The organism is Achromobacter sp. EB05 (assembly GCF_044232075.1).
In the GTDB taxonomy this organism is placed as follows: domain Bacteria; phylum Pseudomonadota; class Gammaproteobacteria; order Burkholderiales; family Burkholderiaceae_B; genus Achromobacter; species Achromobacter dolens.
Window position 1 is genome coordinate 3,533,377 of the sequence record NZ_CP155917.1, and the last position, 20,123, is coordinate 3,553,499.

17 protein-coding genes are annotated in these 20,123 nt (G+C 69.7%); 4 read left to right on the forward strand and 13 right to left on the reverse strand.

The annotated features are described in order from the left end of the window. The first annotated feature begins 207 nt into the window (after nucleotides 1-207). Nucleotides 208-636: an Lrp/AsnC family transcriptional regulator gene (locus AAID08_RS16085; RefSeq protein ID WP_054502371.1), complete on the forward strand. Its 429-nt coding sequence runs from the start codon at nucleotides 208-210 to the stop codon at nucleotides 634-636. A 39-nt stretch (nucleotides 637-675) separates the two neighbouring features. On the opposite strand, the gene AAID08_RS16090 is transcribed toward AAID08_RS16085, so the two are convergent. The 10 genes from AAID08_RS16090 to AAID08_RS16135 form a co-directional block, all read right to left on the reverse strand. Next, nucleotides 676-1,719, reverse strand: a complete 1,044-nt coding sequence (locus AAID08_RS16090) for a PleD family two-component system response regulator (RefSeq protein ID WP_054502370.1) — start codon at nucleotides 1,717-1,719, stop codon at nucleotides 676-678. Between the two features lie 34 nt (nucleotides 1,720-1,753). After that, nucleotides 1,754-2,770: a chemotaxis response regulator protein-glutamate methylesterase gene (locus AAID08_RS16095; RefSeq protein ID WP_054502369.1), complete on the reverse strand. Its 1,017-nt coding sequence runs from the start codon at nucleotides 2,768-2,770 to the stop codon at nucleotides 1,754-1,756. Beyond that, entirely contained in the window at nucleotides 2,767-5,028 is a 2,262-nt protein-coding gene (locus AAID08_RS16100) for a hybrid sensor histidine kinase/response regulator (RefSeq protein ID WP_175166881.1), read from the reverse strand. The genes AAID08_RS16095 and AAID08_RS16100 overlap by 4 nt, the downstream gene beginning before the upstream one ends. Continuing rightward, on the reverse strand, nucleotides 5,025-5,690 hold the full coding sequence (locus AAID08_RS16105) for a chemotaxis protein CheW (protein WP_054502367.1): 666 nt from the start codon (nucleotides 5,688-5,690) through the stop codon (nucleotides 5,025-5,027). The genes AAID08_RS16100 and AAID08_RS16105 overlap by 4 nt, the downstream gene beginning before the upstream one ends. Beyond that, a complete protein-coding gene (locus tag AAID08_RS16110; RefSeq protein WP_064528892.1) occupies nucleotides 5,683-7,029 on the reverse strand; it encodes a protein-glutamate O-methyltransferase CheR in 1,347 nt (448 codons plus the stop codon). Before AAID08_RS16110 ends, AAID08_RS16105 begins: the two co-directional genes overlap by 8 nt. After that, complete coding sequence (locus AAID08_RS16115) at nucleotides 7,026-7,562, reverse strand: chemotaxis protein CheW (RefSeq protein ID WP_064528890.1); 537 nt, start codon at nucleotides 7,560-7,562, stop codon at nucleotides 7,026-7,028. Before AAID08_RS16115 ends, AAID08_RS16110 begins: the two co-directional genes overlap by 4 nt. Nucleotides 7,563-7,568: 6 nt before the next feature. Beyond that, nucleotides 7,569-9,188, reverse strand: coding sequence for a methyl-accepting chemotaxis protein (locus AAID08_RS16120; RefSeq protein WP_054502364.1), 1,620 nt, complete (start codon nucleotides 9,186-9,188; stop codon nucleotides 7,569-7,571). Between the two features lie 197 nt (nucleotides 9,189-9,385). After that, nucleotides 9,386-10,858, reverse strand: coding sequence for an amidase (locus AAID08_RS16125; protein WP_175142725.1), 1,473 nt, complete (start codon nucleotides 10,856-10,858; stop codon nucleotides 9,386-9,388). A gap of 176 nt (nucleotides 10,859-11,034) precedes the next feature. Further along, nucleotides 11,035-11,541 carry a PaaI family thioesterase gene (locus AAID08_RS16130; RefSeq protein WP_054502362.1) on the reverse strand — a complete coding sequence of 169 codons (507 nt, stop codon included), beginning with the start codon at nucleotides 11,539-11,541 and terminating at the stop codon, nucleotides 11,035-11,037. 223 nt (nucleotides 11,542-11,764) lie between these two features. Beyond that, on the reverse strand, nucleotides 11,765-12,649 hold the full coding sequence (locus AAID08_RS16135; protein ID WP_395756614.1) for a LysR family transcriptional regulator: 885 nt from the start codon (nucleotides 12,647-12,649) through the stop codon (nucleotides 11,765-11,767). A 172-nt stretch (nucleotides 12,650-12,821) separates the two neighbouring features. On the opposite strand from AAID08_RS16135, the gene AAID08_RS16140 reads away from it, so the two are divergent. Together AAID08_RS16140 and AAID08_RS16145 are read left to right on the forward strand one after the other, a co-directional pair. Further along, on the forward strand, nucleotides 12,822-14,348 hold the full coding sequence (locus AAID08_RS16140) for an MFS transporter (RefSeq protein ID WP_395756615.1): 1,527 nt from the start codon (nucleotides 12,822-12,824) through the stop codon (nucleotides 14,346-14,348). A gap of 158 nt (nucleotides 14,349-14,506) precedes the next feature. Then, a complete protein-coding gene (locus tag AAID08_RS16145; protein WP_395756616.1) occupies nucleotides 14,507-14,926 on the forward strand; it encodes a group III truncated hemoglobin in 420 nt (139 codons plus the stop codon). 102 nt (nucleotides 14,927-15,028) lie between these two features. On the opposite strand, the gene AAID08_RS16150 is transcribed toward AAID08_RS16145, so the two are convergent. The 3 genes from AAID08_RS16150 to AAID08_RS16160 form a co-directional block, all read right to left on the reverse strand. Next, entirely contained in the window at nucleotides 15,029-17,299 is a 2,271-nt protein-coding gene (locus AAID08_RS16150; RefSeq protein WP_395756617.1) for an ATP-dependent DNA helicase, read from the reverse strand. Then, nucleotides 17,296-19,056, reverse strand: a complete 1,761-nt coding sequence (locus AAID08_RS16155) for a VRR-NUC domain-containing protein (RefSeq protein ID WP_064528880.1) — start codon at nucleotides 19,054-19,056, stop codon at nucleotides 17,296-17,298. Before AAID08_RS16155 ends, AAID08_RS16150 begins: the two co-directional genes overlap by 4 nt. 77 nt (nucleotides 19,057-19,133) lie before the next feature. Continuing rightward, nucleotides 19,134-19,301, reverse strand: a complete 168-nt coding sequence (locus AAID08_RS16160) for a hypothetical protein (protein WP_395756618.1) — start codon at nucleotides 19,299-19,301, stop codon at nucleotides 19,134-19,136. A 293-nt stretch (nucleotides 19,302-19,594) separates the two neighbouring features. On the opposite strand from AAID08_RS16160, the gene AAID08_RS16165 reads away from it, so the two are divergent. After that, nucleotides 19,595-20,104, forward strand: a complete 510-nt coding sequence (locus AAID08_RS16165) for a GNAT family N-acetyltransferase (RefSeq protein WP_054502356.1) — start codon at nucleotides 19,595-19,597, stop codon at nucleotides 20,102-20,104. Nucleotides 20,105-20,123: the final 19 nt, after the last annotated feature.

Consider the following 20,123-nt stretch of genomic DNA (forward strand, 5'->3'; position numbering starts at 1 on the left):
TGCGGCCTACCTGACGGCGATATCACGGATTGGGACACGATAGCGCCGCCGGCCAGGGCATGCAGCGAGTATGGGCGCGTCCGGCCACAATATTCTTTCCATTTCTGCTTCAGGAATCGGATAATGGGAAATATCGTTTCCCACAGCATTGAAACCATGAAAGAGACTGCCTTGTTACATCAACTTGACGCGATCGATTGGAAAATCATGAAAATCCTTCAAGAAGATGGCCGCCTCTCCAACGCCGAACTGGCCGAGCGCGTGTCGCTGTCGGCCTCGCCCTGCTGGAAGCGCCTCAAGCGCCTGGAAAGTTCGGGCGTCATCCGCGGCTACCAGGCCATCCTCGACCGCCGCGCGCTCGGCATGGGCGTGGTGGCGTTCGTCAGCATCTCGCTGGACAACCACACCGAGAAAACCTGCCACGCGTTCGAGGCGGCGGTGGCCGCCATGCCCGAAGTGCTGGCCTGCCACAACACCACCGGCCAGCACGACTACCTGCTGCACATCGTGGCGCGCGACTTCGACGCCTATTCCGAATTCGTGCGCAACCGGCTGCGCACGCTGCCCGGCGTGAAGGAACTGCTCAGCACGCTGTCGATGCACGAAGTGAAGTCGTCGACCAAGCTGCACCTGTGATGCGGATCCGCGGTCGAGAAACCCCAATCGCAAGGCGTGTCAGGAAGCGTCGGGCGTATCCGCGGCGGACGGCATCGGTCCCTGCACCACGCGGTTGCGGCCCTGGTTCTTGGCCTGATAGAGGCCGCGATCGGCCACCTGGATCAGGTCGGTGCACGGCTGGTCGGCGGCCGGCACGGCGGTGGCGGTGCCGATGCTGACGGTCAACCAGGGGCCGCCGTTGGTGTCCTTCTGCGGAATCTGCATGGCCTCGACGGCGCGGCGCAGCTTCTCGGCGGCCAGGCGCGCGCTGCCCGCCGGCGTGCCCGGCAGCACGAGCGCGAATTCCTCGCCGCCAAACCGCGCGGCCAGGTCGGTGGAGCGGTCGCAACTGGCGAAGATGGTGTTGGCCACGCGCTTGAGCGCCTCGTCGCCGGCGATGTGGCCATAGGTGTCGTTGTAGGACTTGAAATGGTCCACGTCGATCATCAGCATGCTGATTTCACGGCCATCGCGGCGCGCGCGCAGCCATTCGGCGTTGAGGTATTCGTCGAAATAGCGGCGGTTGCCCAGCCCGGTCAGGCCGTCGGAATTGGTCAGGCGGCGCAGCTCCATATTGCTTTCCAGCAACTGCTGCTGGCTCTGGCGCAGCGCCTGGTAGGCTTCGTCGCGCTGCACCAGCGCCAGGTACGAGCGCGAGTGGTAGCGGATGCGCGCGACCAGTTCGATCGAATCGGGCAGCTTCACCAGGTAGTCGTTGGCGCCGGCGGCGAACGCCGCGCTCTTGATGGCCGGATCTTCCTTGGTCGACAGCACGATGATGGGAATGTCGCGCGTGACCGGATGGTTGCGGTATTCCTGCACCAGGCTCAGGCCGTCCACGCCCGGCAACACCAGATCCTGCAGGATCACGGTGGGCCGCGTCTGCACCGCGACGGTCAGCGCCTTGTACGGATCCGAGCAATAGTGGAAGTCGATGTTGCCCTCCATCGCCAGGGCCCGGCGGATGGCCTCGCCAACCATGACCTGATCGTCCACCAACAGCACCATGGCCGCGTGCGAGTTCAGGTCGGCCGAGGCCGGGCTGTCAATGGGAGGGTGCATAGCGTCTTCCTTGATTTCTACTTTGTCCGCCGGCTCAGGCAAACGCCTGGATCAAGCGGGGTGCGATCGTGTCCAACGGACGGATTTCAACGGCGGCCTGCATGGCGGCGGCCGCCTTGGGCATGCCATAGACCGCGCTGGTGGCCTGATCCTGGGCGATGGTCAGGCAGCCGCGCTCGCGCAGCGCCTTCAGGCCGCGCGCCCCGTCCTGCCCCATGCCCGTCAGCAGCACGCCCACGGCCAGGCCGCGCCAGTGCTGCGCGACGCTATGGAAAAATACATCAATAGAGGGTCGGTACAGGCTTTCTTTAGGATTCTCGGTGTAACGCAGCGTACCATCGGCCAGCAGGTGCAGATGGTCGTCGGTGCCGGCCAGCAGCACCTGCCCCGGCGCCGGCCGTTCGCCTTCGCGCACCAGCCGCACAGGCAGGGCGATCTGGTCGTTGAGCCAGTCCGCCATGCCGGCCGCGAACGAGGCGTCCACGTGCTGCACCAGCACGATGCCGGCGGGAAAGCCGACCGGGATGTCGCGCAGCAGTTGCGCCAGCGTCGAGGGACCGCCGGCCGACGCGCCGATCACCAGCAGGCCCTGCGACGGGTCGGCGTGCGCGGCGGCCCGGGGCACCGGGCTGAGCGCGGTGCGATTGGCGCCATAGCGGCCGATCAGCCAGCCGATATTGCGGATCTTGCGCAGCAGCGGCGCGGCCGCGCTGCGCAGGTCGGCCCCGCCCACCACCGGCGTGTCGGCGGCGTCCAGCGCGCCATAGCCCATGGCGTCGAACACCCGCGCGGTATGGCGCGCCACGTCAACCGTGACCACCACGATGGCGCAGGGCGATTCAGCCATGATGCGGCGGGTGGCCTCGACCCCGTCCATGACCGGCATGATGAGGTCCATCAGCACCACGTCGGGCCGGTCCAGGGCGCACTGTTCGACGGCCTCCTGGCCATTGGAAGCGACCCACGCCACTTCCAGCCCCGGTTCCAGCGCGATGACGCGCCTGAGGGTTTCCACCGCCATCTGAAGATCGTTGACGATTCCGATTCTCACGTCCGCGCCTTTCCGATCAGGTCTTCCACGGCGTCCAGCAAGGCGTCGTCGTGGAAACTACCCTTGGCCAGATAATAGTCGGCGCCCGCATCCAGCCCGCGCCGCCTGTCTTCCTCGCGATCCTTGTAAGACACTACCATCACCGGCAGGCTTTGCAACTTGGGATCTGCCTTGATGCGCGACACCAGCTCGATGCCGTCCATCCGCGGCATGTCGACGTCGGTCACGACCAGGTCGAAGGCCTCGTTGCGCAGCATGTTCCAGCCGTCCATGCCGTCCACCGCCACCGCCACCTCGAACCCCCGGTTCAGCAGCAGCTTGCGTTCCAGCTCGCGCACCGTCAGCGAATCGTCCACCACCAGCACGCGCTTGCGGCGGCGCGCCTGCGCCACCGGACCGCCGCCGTCCACCCTGGCAAGGCGGCCGCCCTCGACCAGCTTCTGCACCGACAGCAGCATGTCCTCGACGTCCAGGATCAACAGCGGCGTGCCGTCGTCCATCAGCGAGCCGGCCATCACGTCCTGCACCTTGCCCAGGCGCGGATCGAGCGGCTGCACCACCAGCGTGCGCTCGCCCACGTAGCGGTCCACGGCGATCCCGTAGAGCCGGTCATGGTCGCCCACCACCACCACCGGCAGCGTCTCGGCGGCCGGCGCCGGCTCGCCGGAATGCAGGATCTGGCGCGCCGACACGAGGCCGATCTGGCGGTCCATGAAGCGGAAATGCTGGTGTCCTTCGAGTTGCTCGATGTCCTGGGCCCGCACCTGCAAGGCGTGGCTGACGTAGGCCAGCGGAAACGCGTAGATATCGCCCTGCACCTCGACCAGCAGGCTGCGCACCACCGACAGCGACAGCGGCATCTCCAGCACGAAGCGCGTGCCCTGCCCGGTCTGCTGGTGAATGCGCACCGCGCCGCGCAGTTGCCGCACCATGGTCTGCACCACGTCCAGCCCGACCCCACGGCCCGAGATCTCGGTGACCTCGCCGCGCGTGCTGAAGCCGGACAGGAACAGGAATTCCAGCAGCTCGGCCTCGCTCAGGCGGGCGGCGGTCTCGGCGTTGGTCAGCTTGCGCTGCACCACCTCGACCCGCAGACGGTCCAGCGAGATGCCCGCGCCGTCGTCGCTCAATTCGATCAGCAGCATGCCGGCGGCATGGCGCGCCGACAGCCGGATGCGGCCTTCGGCGGGCTTGCCGGCGTCGAGCCGGTCCATCGGCATCTCGATGCCGTGATCCACCGCGTTGCGCAACAGGTGCATCAGCGGCGCGTCCAGCTTGTCGAGGATGTCGCGGTCCACCTGGGTCGAATCGCCCTCGATCTCCAGGCGCACCTGCTTGCCCAGCGAGCGGCCCAGGTCGCGCACCATGCGCGCCATGCCGCCCAGGCCGTCGCCGAACGGCCGCATGCGGCAGGCCAGCGCGGTGTCGTACAGGCGCTGCGCCAGATGGCCCATGCGCCAACCGAACTCGTCGACCTCGCCGGCGCGCTGGATCAGCTCCTGCTGGCAGGCCTGGACGATGCGCTGCGCGTCGTCCAGCGCGGCCTGGCCACGGGCGTCCACCTGCACGCCGGCCAGCGCCGCGCGCAGGCTGTCCAGGGCCTGGCTGGCGCCCGATTGCAGGCGCCGCAGCCGCAGCATCGAAGCGCTGAACGGCGCGATCCAGTGCGATTCGACCAGCGTCTCGCTGGACAGGCCGAGCAGTCTGTTGAGCGTGTCGGCCGTGACGCGCAGCACCCGCTCGCCCTCGCCCAGCGCCTGGTCGGAACTGCGGCGTCCGGGCGGCGGCGCCGGCGGCGGATCGTCGGGCTGGTGGATCGGCGGCAGGAAATCCGAAGGCTTGGGCGCGCGCTCGACCACCGGCGCGGCCGGCGGTGCATTGGGGGCATTGGACAGCCGCGCCACCAGCTCGTCGATGGCGTCGCCCAGCTCGGCGCCGGGCGTGGCGACCCGTTGCAGCAGGTCCGTGCCTTGCAGCAGCGCGTCGATGTCGGCGGCCTGCAGCCGCAGGCGCCCTTCCTGCGCCGCCACCAGGCAGTCTTCCATGGCGTGCGCGATGCGCACCGCCGGATGCAGATCGACGATGCGGGCCGCGCCCTTGAGCGAATGGGCCGCGCGCATGCAGGCCTCGAGCTGCGCGGCCGAGGTCGGATCGTGTTCCAACGCCAACAGGCCGTTGTTCAGCACTTGCACCTGGTTGCGGGTTTCCAACTGGAACAGCTCCAGCAGGGAGGCATCGCGCATCTGGTCCGGGTTCACGCCAGGCTCCGTTCCAATGCTTGCATCAACAGGGTCTCGTCCAGCACCCCGACACTGCGGGCGCCGCAACGAACGACCCCGCGCGAATACTTCAGGCTGGCCCCCTCGAGCGTGGCCGGCAGCGTTTCCAGCGCCTCCAGGTCCACGCTGTGGATGCCTTCCACTTCATCGACCGGCAGCACCACCGCGCGGCCCGCGCCGCCGAAGATCAGCATGCGCGCCGCGGCGGGCCGCTCGCGGCCGTTGTCGACCGCCGCGCCGTCCAGGCCCAGCAGACGAACCAGCGAGACGCAGACCGTGAGCGTGCCGCGCACGTTCGTCACGCCCAGCACCGCGGGGTCGCGCCGGTGCGGCAGCGACAGGATGGCGCGGGTGCCGGCCACCTCATCCAGCGTCCTGGTCGGCAGGCCCAGCCATTCGCCCTGCAGGCGGAACACCAGCAGCGACGACAATCGCGCCTGGACCTTGGGCGCCGCGCCGTCCTCCGGCGTGTCGATCTGCGGCGGCAGGCGGTCGAGGATGCGCTTGGCCGCGCCGGCATACACCGGACAATTGCGGCAATGGACGTACTCGGGCAGGCGCTCGCAGCGCTTGTCGCCGCGGCTGCCGATACGGTTCCAGCAGTCGTCCACTTGCGCCAGGCTGGCCAGGAAATCACTCACGGCGGGCCTCCTGGCGCGCGGCGCGCGCCTGCAGTCGGCGGGCGCCTTCCGCGTCGCCCTCGGATTCGACCAGCGCGGCCAGGTGCAGCAGCGCCTCGCGATGGGTCGGGTCCAGGTACAGCGCCTTGCGATAGGCCGCCTGGGCCTGGCGCGTGTCGCCGCCCGCGTCCTGCAGCAGGCCCAGCAGGTACAGCGCTTCGGCGCTGGCGCCATGCTCGGCAAGGTGGGCTCGGCACCGGGCCATGGCTTCCTGCACCCGCCCCTGGTCGGCCAACACCGCGATGGCGCGCAAGGCGGCCTTGATATCCGCGCCGGCCGGCAAGCCGGCGGGCGACGGGCGTGACGCGGACGGCGACGGCGCGGCGGCGCGCGCGCCTGCTGCCGGCGCCTGGGCGCCCGGCGATGAGGTCGACATCCGAGGCGGCGTTGGAGCCGGTATTTGCGTCGGCAGGCGGGCGGATGCGTGGCCCGATGCAGCGGCAGGCATCTGCCCCGCCAGCGACCGAGGCGCGGGCGGCGTCCAGGCCGCCGCCGGTTCCGCCGGTTCGGCGTGGAAGGCGAAGGCGCGCGCCAGCGGCACCGCCGGCAGGCGCCGCCCGGTCATCAGACTGGTCTCGGCCGGCCCCACGAACAGCACGCCGTCGCGGCGCGCGAAGCCCTTGAGCAGCGCCACCGCCCGCTCCTGCGTGGCGGCGTCGAAGTAGATCAGCAGATTGCGGCAGAACACGAAATCGTAGGGCGGCACGTTCGGCAGCAGATGCGCGTCGAACAGGTTGCCCGACAGAAAACGCACCCGCGCCATCACCGCGTCGGCCAGTTGGTGGCCGTCGGCGGTCTCGGTGAAGTAGCGGTCGCGATATGACAGGTTGTCGCCCCGGAACGAATTGCGGCCATAACAGCCGCGCCGGGCAAACTCGACCATGCGTTCGCTGATGTCCACCGCGTCGATCTGGAAGCGGGCGGGCGGCACCCCCGCGTCGAGCAGCGCCATGGCGATGGAATACGGCTCTTCGCCGCTGGAACAGGGCACGCTCAGCACGCGCAGCGCGCGCGCCTCGGCCCCCGGGGCGAACAGGCGCTCGCGCGCCAGCGTCGCCATTGCCGCCTGCGATTCCGGATAGCGGAAGAACCAGGTCTCCGGCACGATCACCGCCTCGATCAACTGTTGCATCTCGGCCGGCGAGGTCTGCAGGCGCGCCAGGTATTCCTGCTCGTCGTCGCTGCCCACCGCCTGCATGCGGTGGCGCACCGCCCGCTCGATCGCGGCGCTGCCGATGGAGCCGCTGTCCAGCCCCATCTTGCGCTTGAGCACCGCGCTGAAGGCATCCACCCCTGTCATGCCCGGGCTCCTTCGTATGACGTCGCTCCCGCCGGGAACAGCAGCGTGCGCACCGCGTCGGGCAACAGGTCGGCCACCCTCACCGCCTGCACCATGTCACGGCCGTCGCTCAGCACCGGCCCCAGGTAGCGCGCCTGCGGCGTCTCCAGGCCGGAAGGCTGAAACGCCGCCGGATCATAGTGCGCGGTCTCGGTGGCCTGCTCCAGGATCAGCCCCAGCGGGCGTTCATCGGCCGCGCCCGCGGGCCGGTAGCGCACCAGCGCCAGCCGCGTGCTGGTCACCAGCGTCGCCGCGCCGGCGCCGGCCAGCGCGCTCAGGTCGATGGCCGGCACGGCCACGCCGCGGCAGTCGAACATGCCGGCCACCCAGGACGGCGTGCCCGGCACCTGCTTGAACGTGCGCATGCCCAACACCTCGATCACGTCGGCGGCGTCCAGCGCATAGCGGTCCGCGGCGATGCGGAACAGCAGGTACAGCCGGCGCCCGGCGGTGGCGCCAGCGGCCGCGAAAGGGATCGGGGCCTGCTCGGACATGGCGCGTCAGACCTTGAAGCGCGACACGCCGCTGCGCAGGTCGTTGGCCACCAGCGTCAGTTCCTCGATCGCCAGGCTCGACTGGCGTAGCGATTCCACCGTCTGCTGCGCGGCGTCGCTCAACTGCTGCAGCGCCTGATTGATCTGTTCGGCGCCCGTGGCCTGCGCCTGCATGCCCTCGTTGACCATCAGCACCCGCGGCGCCAGCGTCTGCACCTGTTGGATGATCTGCGACAGTTGGTCTCCCACCTGCTGCATATCGGCCATGCCGCGCCGCACCTCCTCCGAGAACTTGTCCATGCCCATCACGCCGGCCGACACCGACGACTGGATCTCGCGCACCATCTGCTCGATGTCGTAGGTGGCCACGGCGGTCTGGTCCGCCAGGCGCCGGATCTCGGTCGCCACCACCACGAAGCCGCGGCCATATTCGCCGGCCTTTTCGGCTTCGATGGCGGCATTCAGCGACAGCAGGTTGGTCTGGTCAGCCACTTTCGTGATCGTGGTGACCACTTGCGTGATATTGCCGGCCTTCTCGTTCAGGATGGCCAGCTTGGCGTTGACCGAGCCGGCCGCGCCGACCACGTTGCGCATGGTATCTTCCATTCGCGCCAGGCCGACCTGGCCGCTGCCGGCCAGCGACGCGGTCTGCTCGGCGGCGTTGGACACCTCGGTCATGGTGCGCACCAGCTCGCGCGACGTCGCCGATATCTCGCGCGAGGTCGCGCCGATCTCGGTGGTGGTAGCCGCCACTTCCGACGCGGTGGCCTGCTGCTGCTTGGAGGTGGCCGCGATCTCGGTCACCGAGGTGGCCACCTGCACCGCCGAGCGCTGGGTCTTGCCGACCAGTCCGGTCAGCTCGTCGACCATGCCATTGAAGCCGCTCTCGATCGTGTTGAACTCGTCCTTGCGCGACAGCGTCAGGCGGCGCGTCAGGTCGCCGCCGCCGGTGGCTTCCAGCGTCTTGACGATGCTGCGCATGGGATTGACGATGGCGCGCATCAACAGGATGCCGCAGATCACCGCGGCGATGACCGCCAGCCCCAGCGACGCCAGCATGCCGACCTCGGCCTTGTCCACCGCCCGCTGGATGCCGATGGCGGATTCATCGGCCTGCTGCTTGTTGGCCGCCACCATGTTGGCCAGCACGTCGCGCCCCAGGTAGAACGCCGGACGCAGGTCGGCCTTGATCTTGGCCTGCGCGCGGACGGGATCGGTCGACACCGCCGGGTCCAGGATCTCCGCCCGGATGCGCATGTAGGCCTGCAGCGTCTTCTCGAATTCCTCGAACATGCGCTGGTCTTCGCCGCGCAGCACCGTGCGGCGGTACTGGTCGATGTTCTCCTGCAACTGCTGGTCGCTGCGCGGCAGGGCCGCCAGCGCGGCGCGGCGCTCCTGCTCCGTGTCGGTATTGAAAGCGTCCTGCACCGCCACGAACCCGGCGAACCAGGAGGCGCGGATCGAGGTGCTGTAGTAGATGCCGGGCACGGCGTCGGTGTTGATCGACCTGGCCTCGGCCTCGACCTGCAGCAGCCGCTGGTAATCGACCACCACCATCAAGCCCATGATGGCCAGGATCACCAGGAAGCTGGCGATGATGCGCTCGCGTAGTGTCAGATTCTTCATACCGGAGGACGCCCCATTCATGACCAGATGTGGAAATAATCGACAATTATTGCAAAGGCGAGCCCTGTCAGCTACGGAAAAACAGGGCAAACCCGCAATTCCGTCCCCGCTTCGTCGGGAAAAAGCCAAGCCCGGTTACACGGGCTTGTGTTTTCGTGTGACAACGCGTAGCGGACAGCCGCAAGCCGGCGCCCGCCCTAGCCCCACAAGCCCTGCGGCGGACGCGCCTGGACCCAGTCGCGCACCTGCTCATGGGCGCGCGCCAGTTGCAGCACCGCCAGGTCGCCGCGCGGCGGCCCGATCAACTGCATTCCCATCGGCAGCCCGGCGGCGCCGAACCCCACGGGCACGCTGATGACCGGGCAGCCGGCCAGCGTCCAGGGCGTGACGATCTCCATCCAGCGGTGGTAGGTATCCATGGCGCGCCCGGCGATCTGCCGGGGCCAGTCCAGTTGGGCATCGAACGGGAACACCTGCGCCGACGGCACCGCCAGGTAGTCCACCTCCTTGAAGATGCCGAGCACGGCCTGGTACCAGGCGCTGCGCTCCTCGGTGGCCTGGTAGACCTGTCGCGCGGTCATGCCGTCCAGCCCCTCGACCTCCCAGATCAGCGCCGGCTTGACCAGCTTGCGGGTCTGCGGATCGTTCACCAGCGCATGGAACTGCCCGCCCACCATCAGATGGCGGTGCGCCAGCCAAATGCGCCAAAGCCGCTCGCCGTCGAACGGCACGCGGTAATCGTCCACCTGGCAGCCGGCCGCCCCCAGATCGGCCAGCGCCTGGACGCACAGATCCAGGATGCCCGGCTCCATCGCCAGATAGTCGTTCCAGTCGCCCAGCCAGCCGATGCGCCGGCCGCGCAGGTCGGCTTCCAGCGGCTGCGCGAATACGGCCGGATCGTCGCCCAGCGACAGCGGCACGCGCGCATCGGGCCCCGCCATCACCGCCAGCATCCGCGCCACGTCGCGCGGCGTGCGGCCCATCGGACCTTCATACGACAGTTGCTTGAGGAACACCTCGCTGGACGGGCCAAACGGCACCCGCCCCGCCGACGGCCGCATGCCGTACACGTTGCAGAAGGCCGCGGGGTTGCGCAGCGAGCCGCCAAAGTCGCTGCCATCGGCCACCGGCAGCATGCGCGCGGCCAGCGCCGCCGCCGCGCCGCCGCTGCTGCCGCCCGCGCTCTTGGAGACGTCATAGGGATTGACCGTGGTGCCATAGACCAGGTTGTAGGTGTGCGAGCCCAGCCCGAACTCCGGCACGTTGGTGCGGCCGATGAAAATGGCGCCGGCCGCGCGCATGCGCTCGACCACGATGGAGTCGTGGCCCGTCACCTGGTCCTTGAACACCAGCGAACCCATCGAGGTCACCATGCCGCGCACCGCCGTCAGATCCTTGGGCGCCTGCGGCATGCCGTGCAGCCAGCCCAGCCACTGCCCCGCCGCCAACTGCGCGTCGCGTTCGTCGGCCTCGCGCAGCAGCTCCCGCGGCTCGCGCCGCGCGACCAGCGCATTGAGCTTGGGGTTGACCGCGTCGATATGGCGCAGATAAGCGGTCATCACTTCGCGGCACGACACGCGCCGCTGGCGGATCGCGTCCGACAGCGCGTGGGCGGGCATGGCCACGATATCGTCCAGGCTGCCGGCGGCCGCCGGGATGGCTGCATTCATGGTGTTGTCTCCTCTTTTTGCTTTGCAGGCCGACGATACTACGCCAGCCAGGCGCGCAAGCGCGGCAAGAGCCGGGCCATGCCGCGCGGGCAGCGGCCATGCGCTGCCCCGCGCCCTTCAGGACGGCGCAGACCGCCGCGACCGCGCCGGTCTGCGCCGCGACTCGCCGCGCCGCGTCAGGCCGCCGGCCGCGCGAACACCAGCAGCGTCGAGGTCGCCGACGCCAGCAGGCGCCCCTCGGCATCGGTCAGCTTGGCCTCGGCGTACGCCACCCGCTGGCCGAACGACAGCACCCTGCCCTCGGCCCGCAGCCGGCCGCTGTGACGCGTGATGGCCTTGTGATAGGCCACCTTTAGCTCCAGCGTGGTGTAGGCCTGTTCGGCCGACAGGCGCGAATGCACCGCGCAGCCGCAGGCCGAGTCCAGCAGGGTCGCGGCATAGCCGCCATGCACCGTACCGATGGGGTTGTAGGCGTGCGGGCCGGGCGTGCCGGCGAACACCGCCAGGCCTTCCTCGGCCTCGACGAAATCGAAATCCAGCGACACCAGGATGCCCGGCTTGCGGCCCGAGGCCAGCAAGGCGCGCAGTTGCGCCAGGCCATCCAGGCCGGCGCCGGTCTGGTCGACCAGGCTGGGCTCGCGTTGCGGTGAGGCGCTGCCGGCGGGAGTCGAAGCGGAAGTCATGCGCGGTTCTCCTGAAGGGGAAACATCGTCGAGGGCGAATATGACGAACATCATATATCAAGCCAGGAACGGGGCGGATTGCCCGGCGGCTGGGCCGCCTCCGGGGTGCCAGGGTTCGTGCCTGGACGGCTGGACTGCTGGCGGCCTTCGATCGGCAGTCCGGTTGTGGCGGGCGAGCCTGGCGCCGGGAATTCCGGGCTTGGGCTCGCCTGGCAGGCCCCTCTCAGGGAAACAACTGCTGCGCCAGATGATCGACGAACACGCGCAGCTTGGGCGACGGATGGCGGCTGGCGGGCCACACCGCCCACATGGTCGCATTGCCCCGGGTGCGTTCGTCCAGCACCGTCACCAGCTTGCCCGCGGCCAGCTCTTGCCGGACGGTGAAATCCGGCAGGCAGACGATCCCCAACCCGCCCAGCGCCAGGAAGATGCGGGTCTCGACGCTGTTGCAGACCAGCGTCAGCGGCAATTCGGGCGCGGGCGCGCCGGCCGCCGTCTTCAGCGGCCATTGCTCCAGCTTGCCGGTGCTGGGATAGCGATAGTGCAGGCAGCAATGGCCCAGCAGGTCGGCGGCGCGACGCGGCGTGCCATGCCGCGCCAGGTAATCGGGCGAGGCCGCCAGGATGCGGCGGAACGGCCCCAGGCGGCGGCGCTTCAGGCCGGAATCCTGCATCTCGCCGGAGCGCACCACGGCATCGTAGCCCTCGCCGATCACGTCGACCATGCGATCGGTGAAATCCAGGTCCAGCCGCACCTGCGGATACTGCTTCATGAAGGTGGCGATGGCGGGCTCGAACAGCCGGCTGTAGCGCGGCAGGCTGACGCGCAGCCGGCCGCTGGGCGTGCCGGCGGCCTCCGACAGTTCGAGCTCGGCGGCCTCGACCTCGCACAGGATGCGGCGGCAGCGCTCCAGGAATTTCTCGCCCTCCGGGGTCAGGGTGATGTGGCGCGTGCTGAGGTGGAACAGCCGCACTTTCAGGTGCGCCTCCATCCGCGCCACGCTTTTGCCCACCGCCGACGGCGACACGCCCAGCACCCGCCCCGCCTCGGCAAAGCTGCGCGTGTCCGCCACCAGCACGAAAACGCCGATACCACTCAGGCTGTCCATGCCAATTTCCTTCAATACGGACATGAATGTCCGGAATATTCGGAATCCTAGCCTATTTTTCTTTTATCAGAGGCTGCCTATCCTGCCGGCATTGCGTTCCATGGCGCCCCGCCCGGGCGCCGCGCTCGCCCGTTTTCTGTTTGCCCACCCGGCTTCGCGCCGCTATACCGACATGACCCCATCGCATCCCTCTCCCGCCTCCAATCGCTGGCTGCAACTGCTGGCGGCCTGCCTCACAGCCGTGCTCATTCCCCTGTGCTTCACCGGCCCGGCGGTGGTCCTGCCGTCGATCAGCCAGGCGCTGGGCGGCACCTCCGTGCAACTTAACTGGATCCTCAACGGCTACATCCTGGCCTACGGCAGCGTCATCATGGTGTCCGGCAGCCTCACCGACCTGTATGGCCCGCGCCGCGTCTGGCTGGGCGGACTGGCCTGGTTCTGCGCCTTCACCTTTCCCATCGCCTGGGCGCCGTCGGCCGGCTGGATCGACTTCCTGCGACTGATGCAGGGCGTGGGCGGCGCCGCGGCGTTCGCCGCGGCCATGTCGTCGCTGGCGCCGCTGTTCCATGGCGCCGCTCGCGCCCGCGCCTTCAGCCTCTTGGGCACCACTTTCGGCATCGGCCTGTCGTTCGGACCGCTGATCTCCGGCTGGCTGGTGCAGACGGCCGGCTGGCGCTGGGTGTTCCACGGCACCGGACTGGTCGGGCTGGGCGGGCTGGCGCTGGTCGCGGCCAGCGTGCGCGCCACCCCGGGCGCGGCCGGCGGCCGCTTCGACTGGCGCGGCGCGCTCAGCTTCACCGGTGCGCTGGGGCTGTTCACCTATGGCATGCTGCTGGCCCCCGAAAACGGCTGGACCGATCCCGCGGTGGCTGGCTCGCTGCTGGCCTCGGCGCTGCTGGGCATCGCCTTCATCCTCGCGGAAACCCGCGCCACGCATCCGATGCTGGACCTGTCGCTGTTCCGCCGCCCGCGCTTTGTCGGCGTGCAGGCGCTGGCGGCCTCCCCGGCGTTCCTGTTCATTGCGCTGATCGCTCTCCTGCCCAGCCGCTTCATCGGCATCGATGGCCACAGCGCGCTGCGCGCCGGCCAGTTGATGATGGGCCTGGCCACGCCGCTGCTGGTGGTGCCGTTCCTGGCCGCGCTGCTGACGCGCCGCTTCAGCCCTGCCGCGCTGTCCAGCACCGGCCTGGTGCTGGCGGCCATCGGCCTGGCCTGGCTGGCCCGCGACCTGGGCAGCAACGCCGACCGGCTGTGGCTGCCGATGAGCCTGATCGGCATCGGCATCGGGCTGCCCTGGGGGCTGATGGACGCCATGGCGGTCAGCGTGGTGGAGCACGAGCGGGTCGGCATGGCCACCGGCATCTTCAATACCGTGCGCGTATCCGCGGATGGGGTGGCCATTGCCGTTCTCAGCGCCCTGCTGGCCACCCTGATCCACGCCCAGGCCGCCGCCCTGCCCGACGCGGGCGCTCCGGCCCTGCTGCAGGCCGCCAACCGCGCCGCCCTCGGACAACTGGACGAAGCAGGCGCGCTGCTGTCCGGCGCCGGCGACCTGCTGCGCCATGCCTACGACCAGGCCTTCGGACAGGTGCTGTACGCGCTGGCCGGATTCGCGCTGGCGCTGGCCGTGCTGGTCTACGCCTTGCTGGCGCGGCCCGAGACGGCGCCGATGACGCGGGTGCGGACCCAGGCGCATTGATCGCCGGCCGCAGGGCCCGGGCGCATGGATCGCCGGCCGCATGATCCCCGCGCCCGCGCGCGCCCGGGGCCATGCGGCGGCTTGCGCCAGATCAATCCGTCCTCGCGCAGCCTCGCCCTACTATTCGTGCTGCCGTTTCACGCCGCCAGGAGCCTCCGTTGTCCGAACCCGACCCGCCCGAACCCGACATCTGCACCGAAGCCGAAATCCGCGGCCTGGTGCATACGTTCTACGCCAAGGCCCGCGCCGATGCCGCGCTGGGTCCGGTGTTCGAGGCCCAGGTGCACGACTGGGACGAACACCTGGCGACGCTCTCGGATTTCTGGTCGGCCGTGCTGCTGGGCACGCGGCGGTTCACCGGCATGCCCATGCCCAAGCATGCCGCCATGCCGCACCTGAGCACCGAGCTGTTCGAGCGCTGGCTGGCGCTGTGGGGCGAGACCCTGGCGGCCCTGCCCAACCGCGCGCTGGCCGATGCCGCCGGTGAGATGGCCAAGCGCATGGCGCGCAGCCTGTGGTACGGCTACCAGCTCAGCCGCGACCCGAACCAGCCGCTGACCGAACTGCGCTCGGCCTGAGCGCGGCCCGCGCGCTCAACGCGTCGGCGCGGCCGGCGGCGGCCTGTCCCCTGAACGCCCGCCCCGCGGCAGGCGCGAAGCAGCAATGGGCGGCATCCTCGTTCAATCCACCCGCCACCAGCTCGGCAGCAGGTTGCGCACCTTGGCGCGGCGATAGCGATCGTCGATCAGGTGCACCGTGCCCACGTCCTGCTCGGTGCGGATGACGCGGCCCGCCGCCTGGACCACCTTCTGCATGCCGGGATAGAGATAGGTGTAGTCGTAGCCCTGCGCCTCGCCGTAGCGCCGCTCCATGGCGCGCTTGATGTTCTCGTTGACGGCATTGACCTGCGGCAGCCCCAGCGTGGCGATGAAGGCGCCAATCAGCCGCTTGCCGGGCAGGTCCACGCCCTCGGAAAAAGCGCCGCCGAGGACCGCGAAGCCGACGCCCTGCCCGCTTTCGGTGAAGCGTCCCAGGAAGGCGGCGCGGCCGGCCTCGTCCATGCCTGGCGTCTGCAGCCAGATCGGCACCTGCGGATGGCGCGCGCGCATCAGATCGGCCACCTGCCGCAGATAGTCGAAGCTGCTCAGAAAGCCCAGATAGTTGCCCGGCCGGCGCGCGTACTGGTCGGCGATCAGGTCGGCGATCGGCTGCAGCGAGCGTTCGCGGTCGCGGTAGCGGGTCGACACATGACCGACCACCTTGACCGCCAGTTGTTCGGCCTGGAACGGCGCGGCCACGTCGATCCACGCGGCCTCGGCCGGCAGGCCCAGGGTGTCGCGATAGAACTGCTGCGGACTCAAGGTGCCCGAGAACAGCACGGTGGCGTGCGCCGCCGCGTGCCGCGCGGCCAGATACGGCGCCGGCACCACGTTGCGCACGCACAGCGTGGACGGCGGCGTCTTGGCGCCGCGCGCCCCGCCTTCGGCCCGCGTCACGTCGAATAGCGCGTGCGGCCCGAACTGCTCGGCCAGCCGCATGAAATGCAGCGCCTCGAAATAGAAGGCCAGCACCGGATCGTCCTGCGCCAGCGGCGCCTCGCCCAGGTAGTCGGTGATGGCGGCCACCGCCTTCTGCACCGCCGCCAGCACACCGGCCGGCGCCTCGTCGTAGGCCTGGTAGGACTCGGCCTGCTTCCTGTTGAGCGCGGTCCAGGAACGCTGCAGGCCGTCCAGCGGCTTTTTCAGGGCTTTGGGCGCGGCCTGGCGCGCCGCCGCCAGCCCAAGTTGGCTCAATTCGCCGGTGTACATGCGGCGCGCGCGGTCGACCAGGTTGTGCGCCTCGTCCACCAGCACCGCCACTTTCCACTGATGCGCCTGCGTCAGCGCGTGCAGCATGGCGGTGGCGTCGTAGTAATAGTTGTAGTCGCCCACCACCACGTCGCTCCAGCGGATCAATTCCTGCGACAGGTAATACGGGCAGACCTGATGCGCGCGGGCCGCCGCGCGCACCGCCGGGGCATCCAGCCGCGGCTGCGACAGCGCCGTCTCGCGCGCGGCGGGCAGGCGGTCGTAGAAGCCCTGCGCCAGCGGGCAGGAATCGCCATGGCAGGCCTTGTCGGGATGCTCGCAGGTCTTGTCGCGCGCCTGCAGGTCCAGCACCCGCAGGCCGGGCGCCGCCGGCTGCGCGTTCAGCGTATCCAGCGCGGCCATCGCCAGCCCGCGCCCCGAACCCTTGGCCGCCAGGAAGAACACCTTGTCCAACCCCGCGCCCGGGGCGGCCCTGAGCAGCGGAAACAAGGTGCCCAGCGTCTTGCCGATGCCGGTGGGCGCCTGCGCCATCAGGCAACGGCCGTCGCGCGCCGTGCGGTACACCGACACCGCCAGCTCGCGCTGGCCGCTGCGGAACTCGCCATAGGGAAACGCCAGCTTCTCCAGCGCCGCGTCACGCGCCTGGCGGTGCGCCAGCTCGGTGCGCGACCACGCCAGGAAGCGTTCGCACTGCTCCTGGAAGAAGGCCGCCAGCCAGGCCGCGTCGCGGGTCTCGACGAGCAGGGTTTCTTCTTCGGTGGCCACGTTGAAGTACACCAGCGCCACGCGGACCTGCGCCAGGCCGCGCGCCTGGCACAGCAGGTGACCGTAGACCCGCGCCTGGGCCCAATGGGCGGCGCGGTGGTTGTCGCGCACGCTGTCGAGCCGGCCGCGGTAGGTCTTGATCTCTTCGACCTGATTGGCCTGCGGGTCGTAGCCATCGGCGCGGCCGCGCACCAGCAGGTTTTCGTATTGCCCGGTCAGCGCCACCTCGGTTTCGTAGGCGGGCCCGCGCCGGCCGGTCACGGCGGCGTGGCCGGCCATGCCCTCCAGGCCGCTGGGCGCGGGCGTGAAGCGCAGATCCAGGTCGCCGGCGCGGGCCGTGAATTCGCAGAGCGCGCGCACCGCCACGGCGTACGTCATGGCGCCGGCCCTTCCGGGGCGGCACGGTGCGTCGAGGCCGGCGGCTGCGATGCGCACGCCGCGTCGCGCCAACTGACATGACAGACGCGCACCGGCATGCCATGCTCGGCGCAGTACGCCAGCCAGCGGATCTGGTTGTCCTGCAGCTTGTCGCCCGGCCCCTTGATCTCGATGAGTTCATAGCCGGGCGCGTCCGGCTGGAAGCGGATCAGGTCGGGCAGCCCCGACCGGTTGGCCTTGACGTCACGCAGCAGCCGCAGGAAAAACAGTTTCAGGTGCGCTGGCGGCAGGTGGTGCAACGCCCGCTCCAGCAGCGCTTCGTCCAGCGCGCCCCAGAACACGAACGGCGATTGCACGCCCTGCTTGGCGGCGTAGCGCTGGCGGATCGTGACGCGGTATTCGCCCGTGTCCAGTTGCGCCAGGCAGGCGGCGAACAGGGCCTCGCGCCGGGCGTGGAAATCAGGTGCGTCCAGGTCGGCCGGCCCGCGCTGGAACGGATGGAAGAATGCGCCCGGCAACGGCGCGAACACTGCCGGCCAGCACAGCAGGCCGAACAGCGAATTGATCAGCGTGTTCTCGACATAATGGACCGGCGCCTCGTCGCGGTGCAGGTGATCGCGCGCCGCGAATTCCACCGCCACCGTCGGCTCGGGCCGCTCCAGCGCCAGGTCGAAACGGCTCACCGGCGCGGCCGCGCCGCGCGGCGCGCCCTGCCCCAGCTTGCGACGCAGGCGCGGCAACATGCGCGCCACGCGTTGGGATTCCTCCTCGCTTTCGGGCCGGGCCTCGGCTTGCAGCGCCAACGCCAGCGCCTCGTCGAAACGCGCCATGCGCTCGTACACGCGGATGCGGCGATGCCTCGCGCCGGGGTAGGCGCACAGCGCGTACACCCGTTGCGCCGCCGCCCAATCCTGGGCCCGCTCGCAGGCCTGGCCCAGGCGCAGCAGCACCTTGGCGCGGCGCTTTTCCAGCCAGGCGTTGCCGCTGGCGCAGTCGGCCACCGCCTGCAACAGCGCATCGACGTCCGGGCCATCATCCAGCGCCCGGCGACAGGCATGCAGGGCCAGGTAGCGGTCGACGTCTTCCCGCGCCTGGAAGGCCCGCGAAGAAGGCTCGAACGGCACCGTTTCGTACTGGAACACGCCCAGGTCCGCCAGCACGAACTCTGACCAGTCCTGGTGCAGGTTGCCGAAGAACATCAGGCGCAGGCGTTCGCACAGGTCGGCAACCGCGACGCGCCAGGCCGGATCGAACGGCATCGCCGCGTTGCGGCCGGCCGCAACGACGCGCGTGCCGTCCGCGCCTGCGCGGTCGGGGCCGGCGGCGGGATTCCAGCTCGCATAGGGCTGCGCCTCGGGCTGGCTGGCACGCAGGAGCGCCAGCAGGTCGGCCTTGCGCGCCGCGCCCTTGGGGCGGGAGTCGGCGAACAACCGGTCGAGTTCGGGCCGCGTATGCAGCCCGAACAATTCGTCCAGCGTCATGGGAGCGTCGGCGTCCAGCCACCCCAGCGTCAGCAACGGCGCGGCGGCCTCGACCGTATCGGGGATTTCCTCGTAGGCCAGGCGGCTGGCGCGGAACCACGGCCCGCGCCGCATCAACATGCGCACCAGCAACGCCTGCGAGGCCTGCGGCAGCGCGGCGAAATCCGACATGAAGCGGCGTTCGCGGGCATCCAGCAGATCCGCGTAGCGCTCGCCGACCCACGCAAGCGCGCGCTGGAAATTGTGCAGGTAGTAGTAGCGGTGCGGGGGCAGCATCAGCCGGTCTTGGTAACTGGGTATTTATCCAGTAATCATAGCAGGCCGTATCGCCGTCCGCCGCCCTCGGCTTGTACCTAGTGGCGCACGATCTCGAACCCCTCGTCGTCCTGCGGCGCCACGAAGTATGCGGTGATCGCGTCGTACTGCGCCTCGCTGGTGGTGTAAGGATGGGCGCCCGATTCATTGCGCGCCCGCAACCGCGCCTTGCAGACCGCATCGGGCAAGTCCAGGAAATGCAGCACCGGTTCGGCCGGGGACGGGACGGAAACGCGTTCGATTGCATGGACTGCCTCTGGAGAAAACCAACAGGCGCGCCAACAAAAAACCCGCCATTGGCGGGTTGATGTAGCGATGATCCGACGCGCGCTACCCCACCGAGGTCCCAGCGGGGCGAATAATCAGGGCGGACGGGCGGTGCGGACGGTTCATGGCACGATGCTGCTGGACGCCGCCAAACCTGTCAAACTCATCCGGCAACATGCTCGCCCTGGCCACGCGCCAGGCCGGATCGTCCGTCATCGTCCCAAAGGAATCCATGTCCCGTTCCGCCGTCACCCTGCGCCAGGCCACCGCCCGCGACGCCGACGCCATCGCCGCCATGCACGCGGCCAGTTGGGCCGTCACCTATCGCGGCCTGCTGCCGGATGGCTTTCTCGACGCCGGCCTGGCCGACGACCGCATGGTCCACTGGCAGGACCGGATGCGCGACGCCGACGCGCAGGCCGTGTTCATCGCCGAGCAGGACGGCCAGCCGATCGGCTTCGTCTGCGTCAAGCAGGAACACGATCACCCCGGCGCGGTGCTGCTGGACAACCTGCACGTGCTGCCGCCCTGGCAAGGCACCGGCGCCGGCAAGCTCATGGTGGCGCGCGCCGAGGCCTGGGCCCGCGCGCGCGGCGCGTCGCGCCTATATCTGTATGCGCTCGAAGGCAACGCCCGCGCCATCGCCTTCTACGAACGACAGGGCTGGCGCAACACCGGCACCGAAACCGACCGGATCGGCGGCATCGAGGTGCAGGCGCGCCGCTACGAGCGGCCGGTGTGACGACACGCGCCCCCGCCAG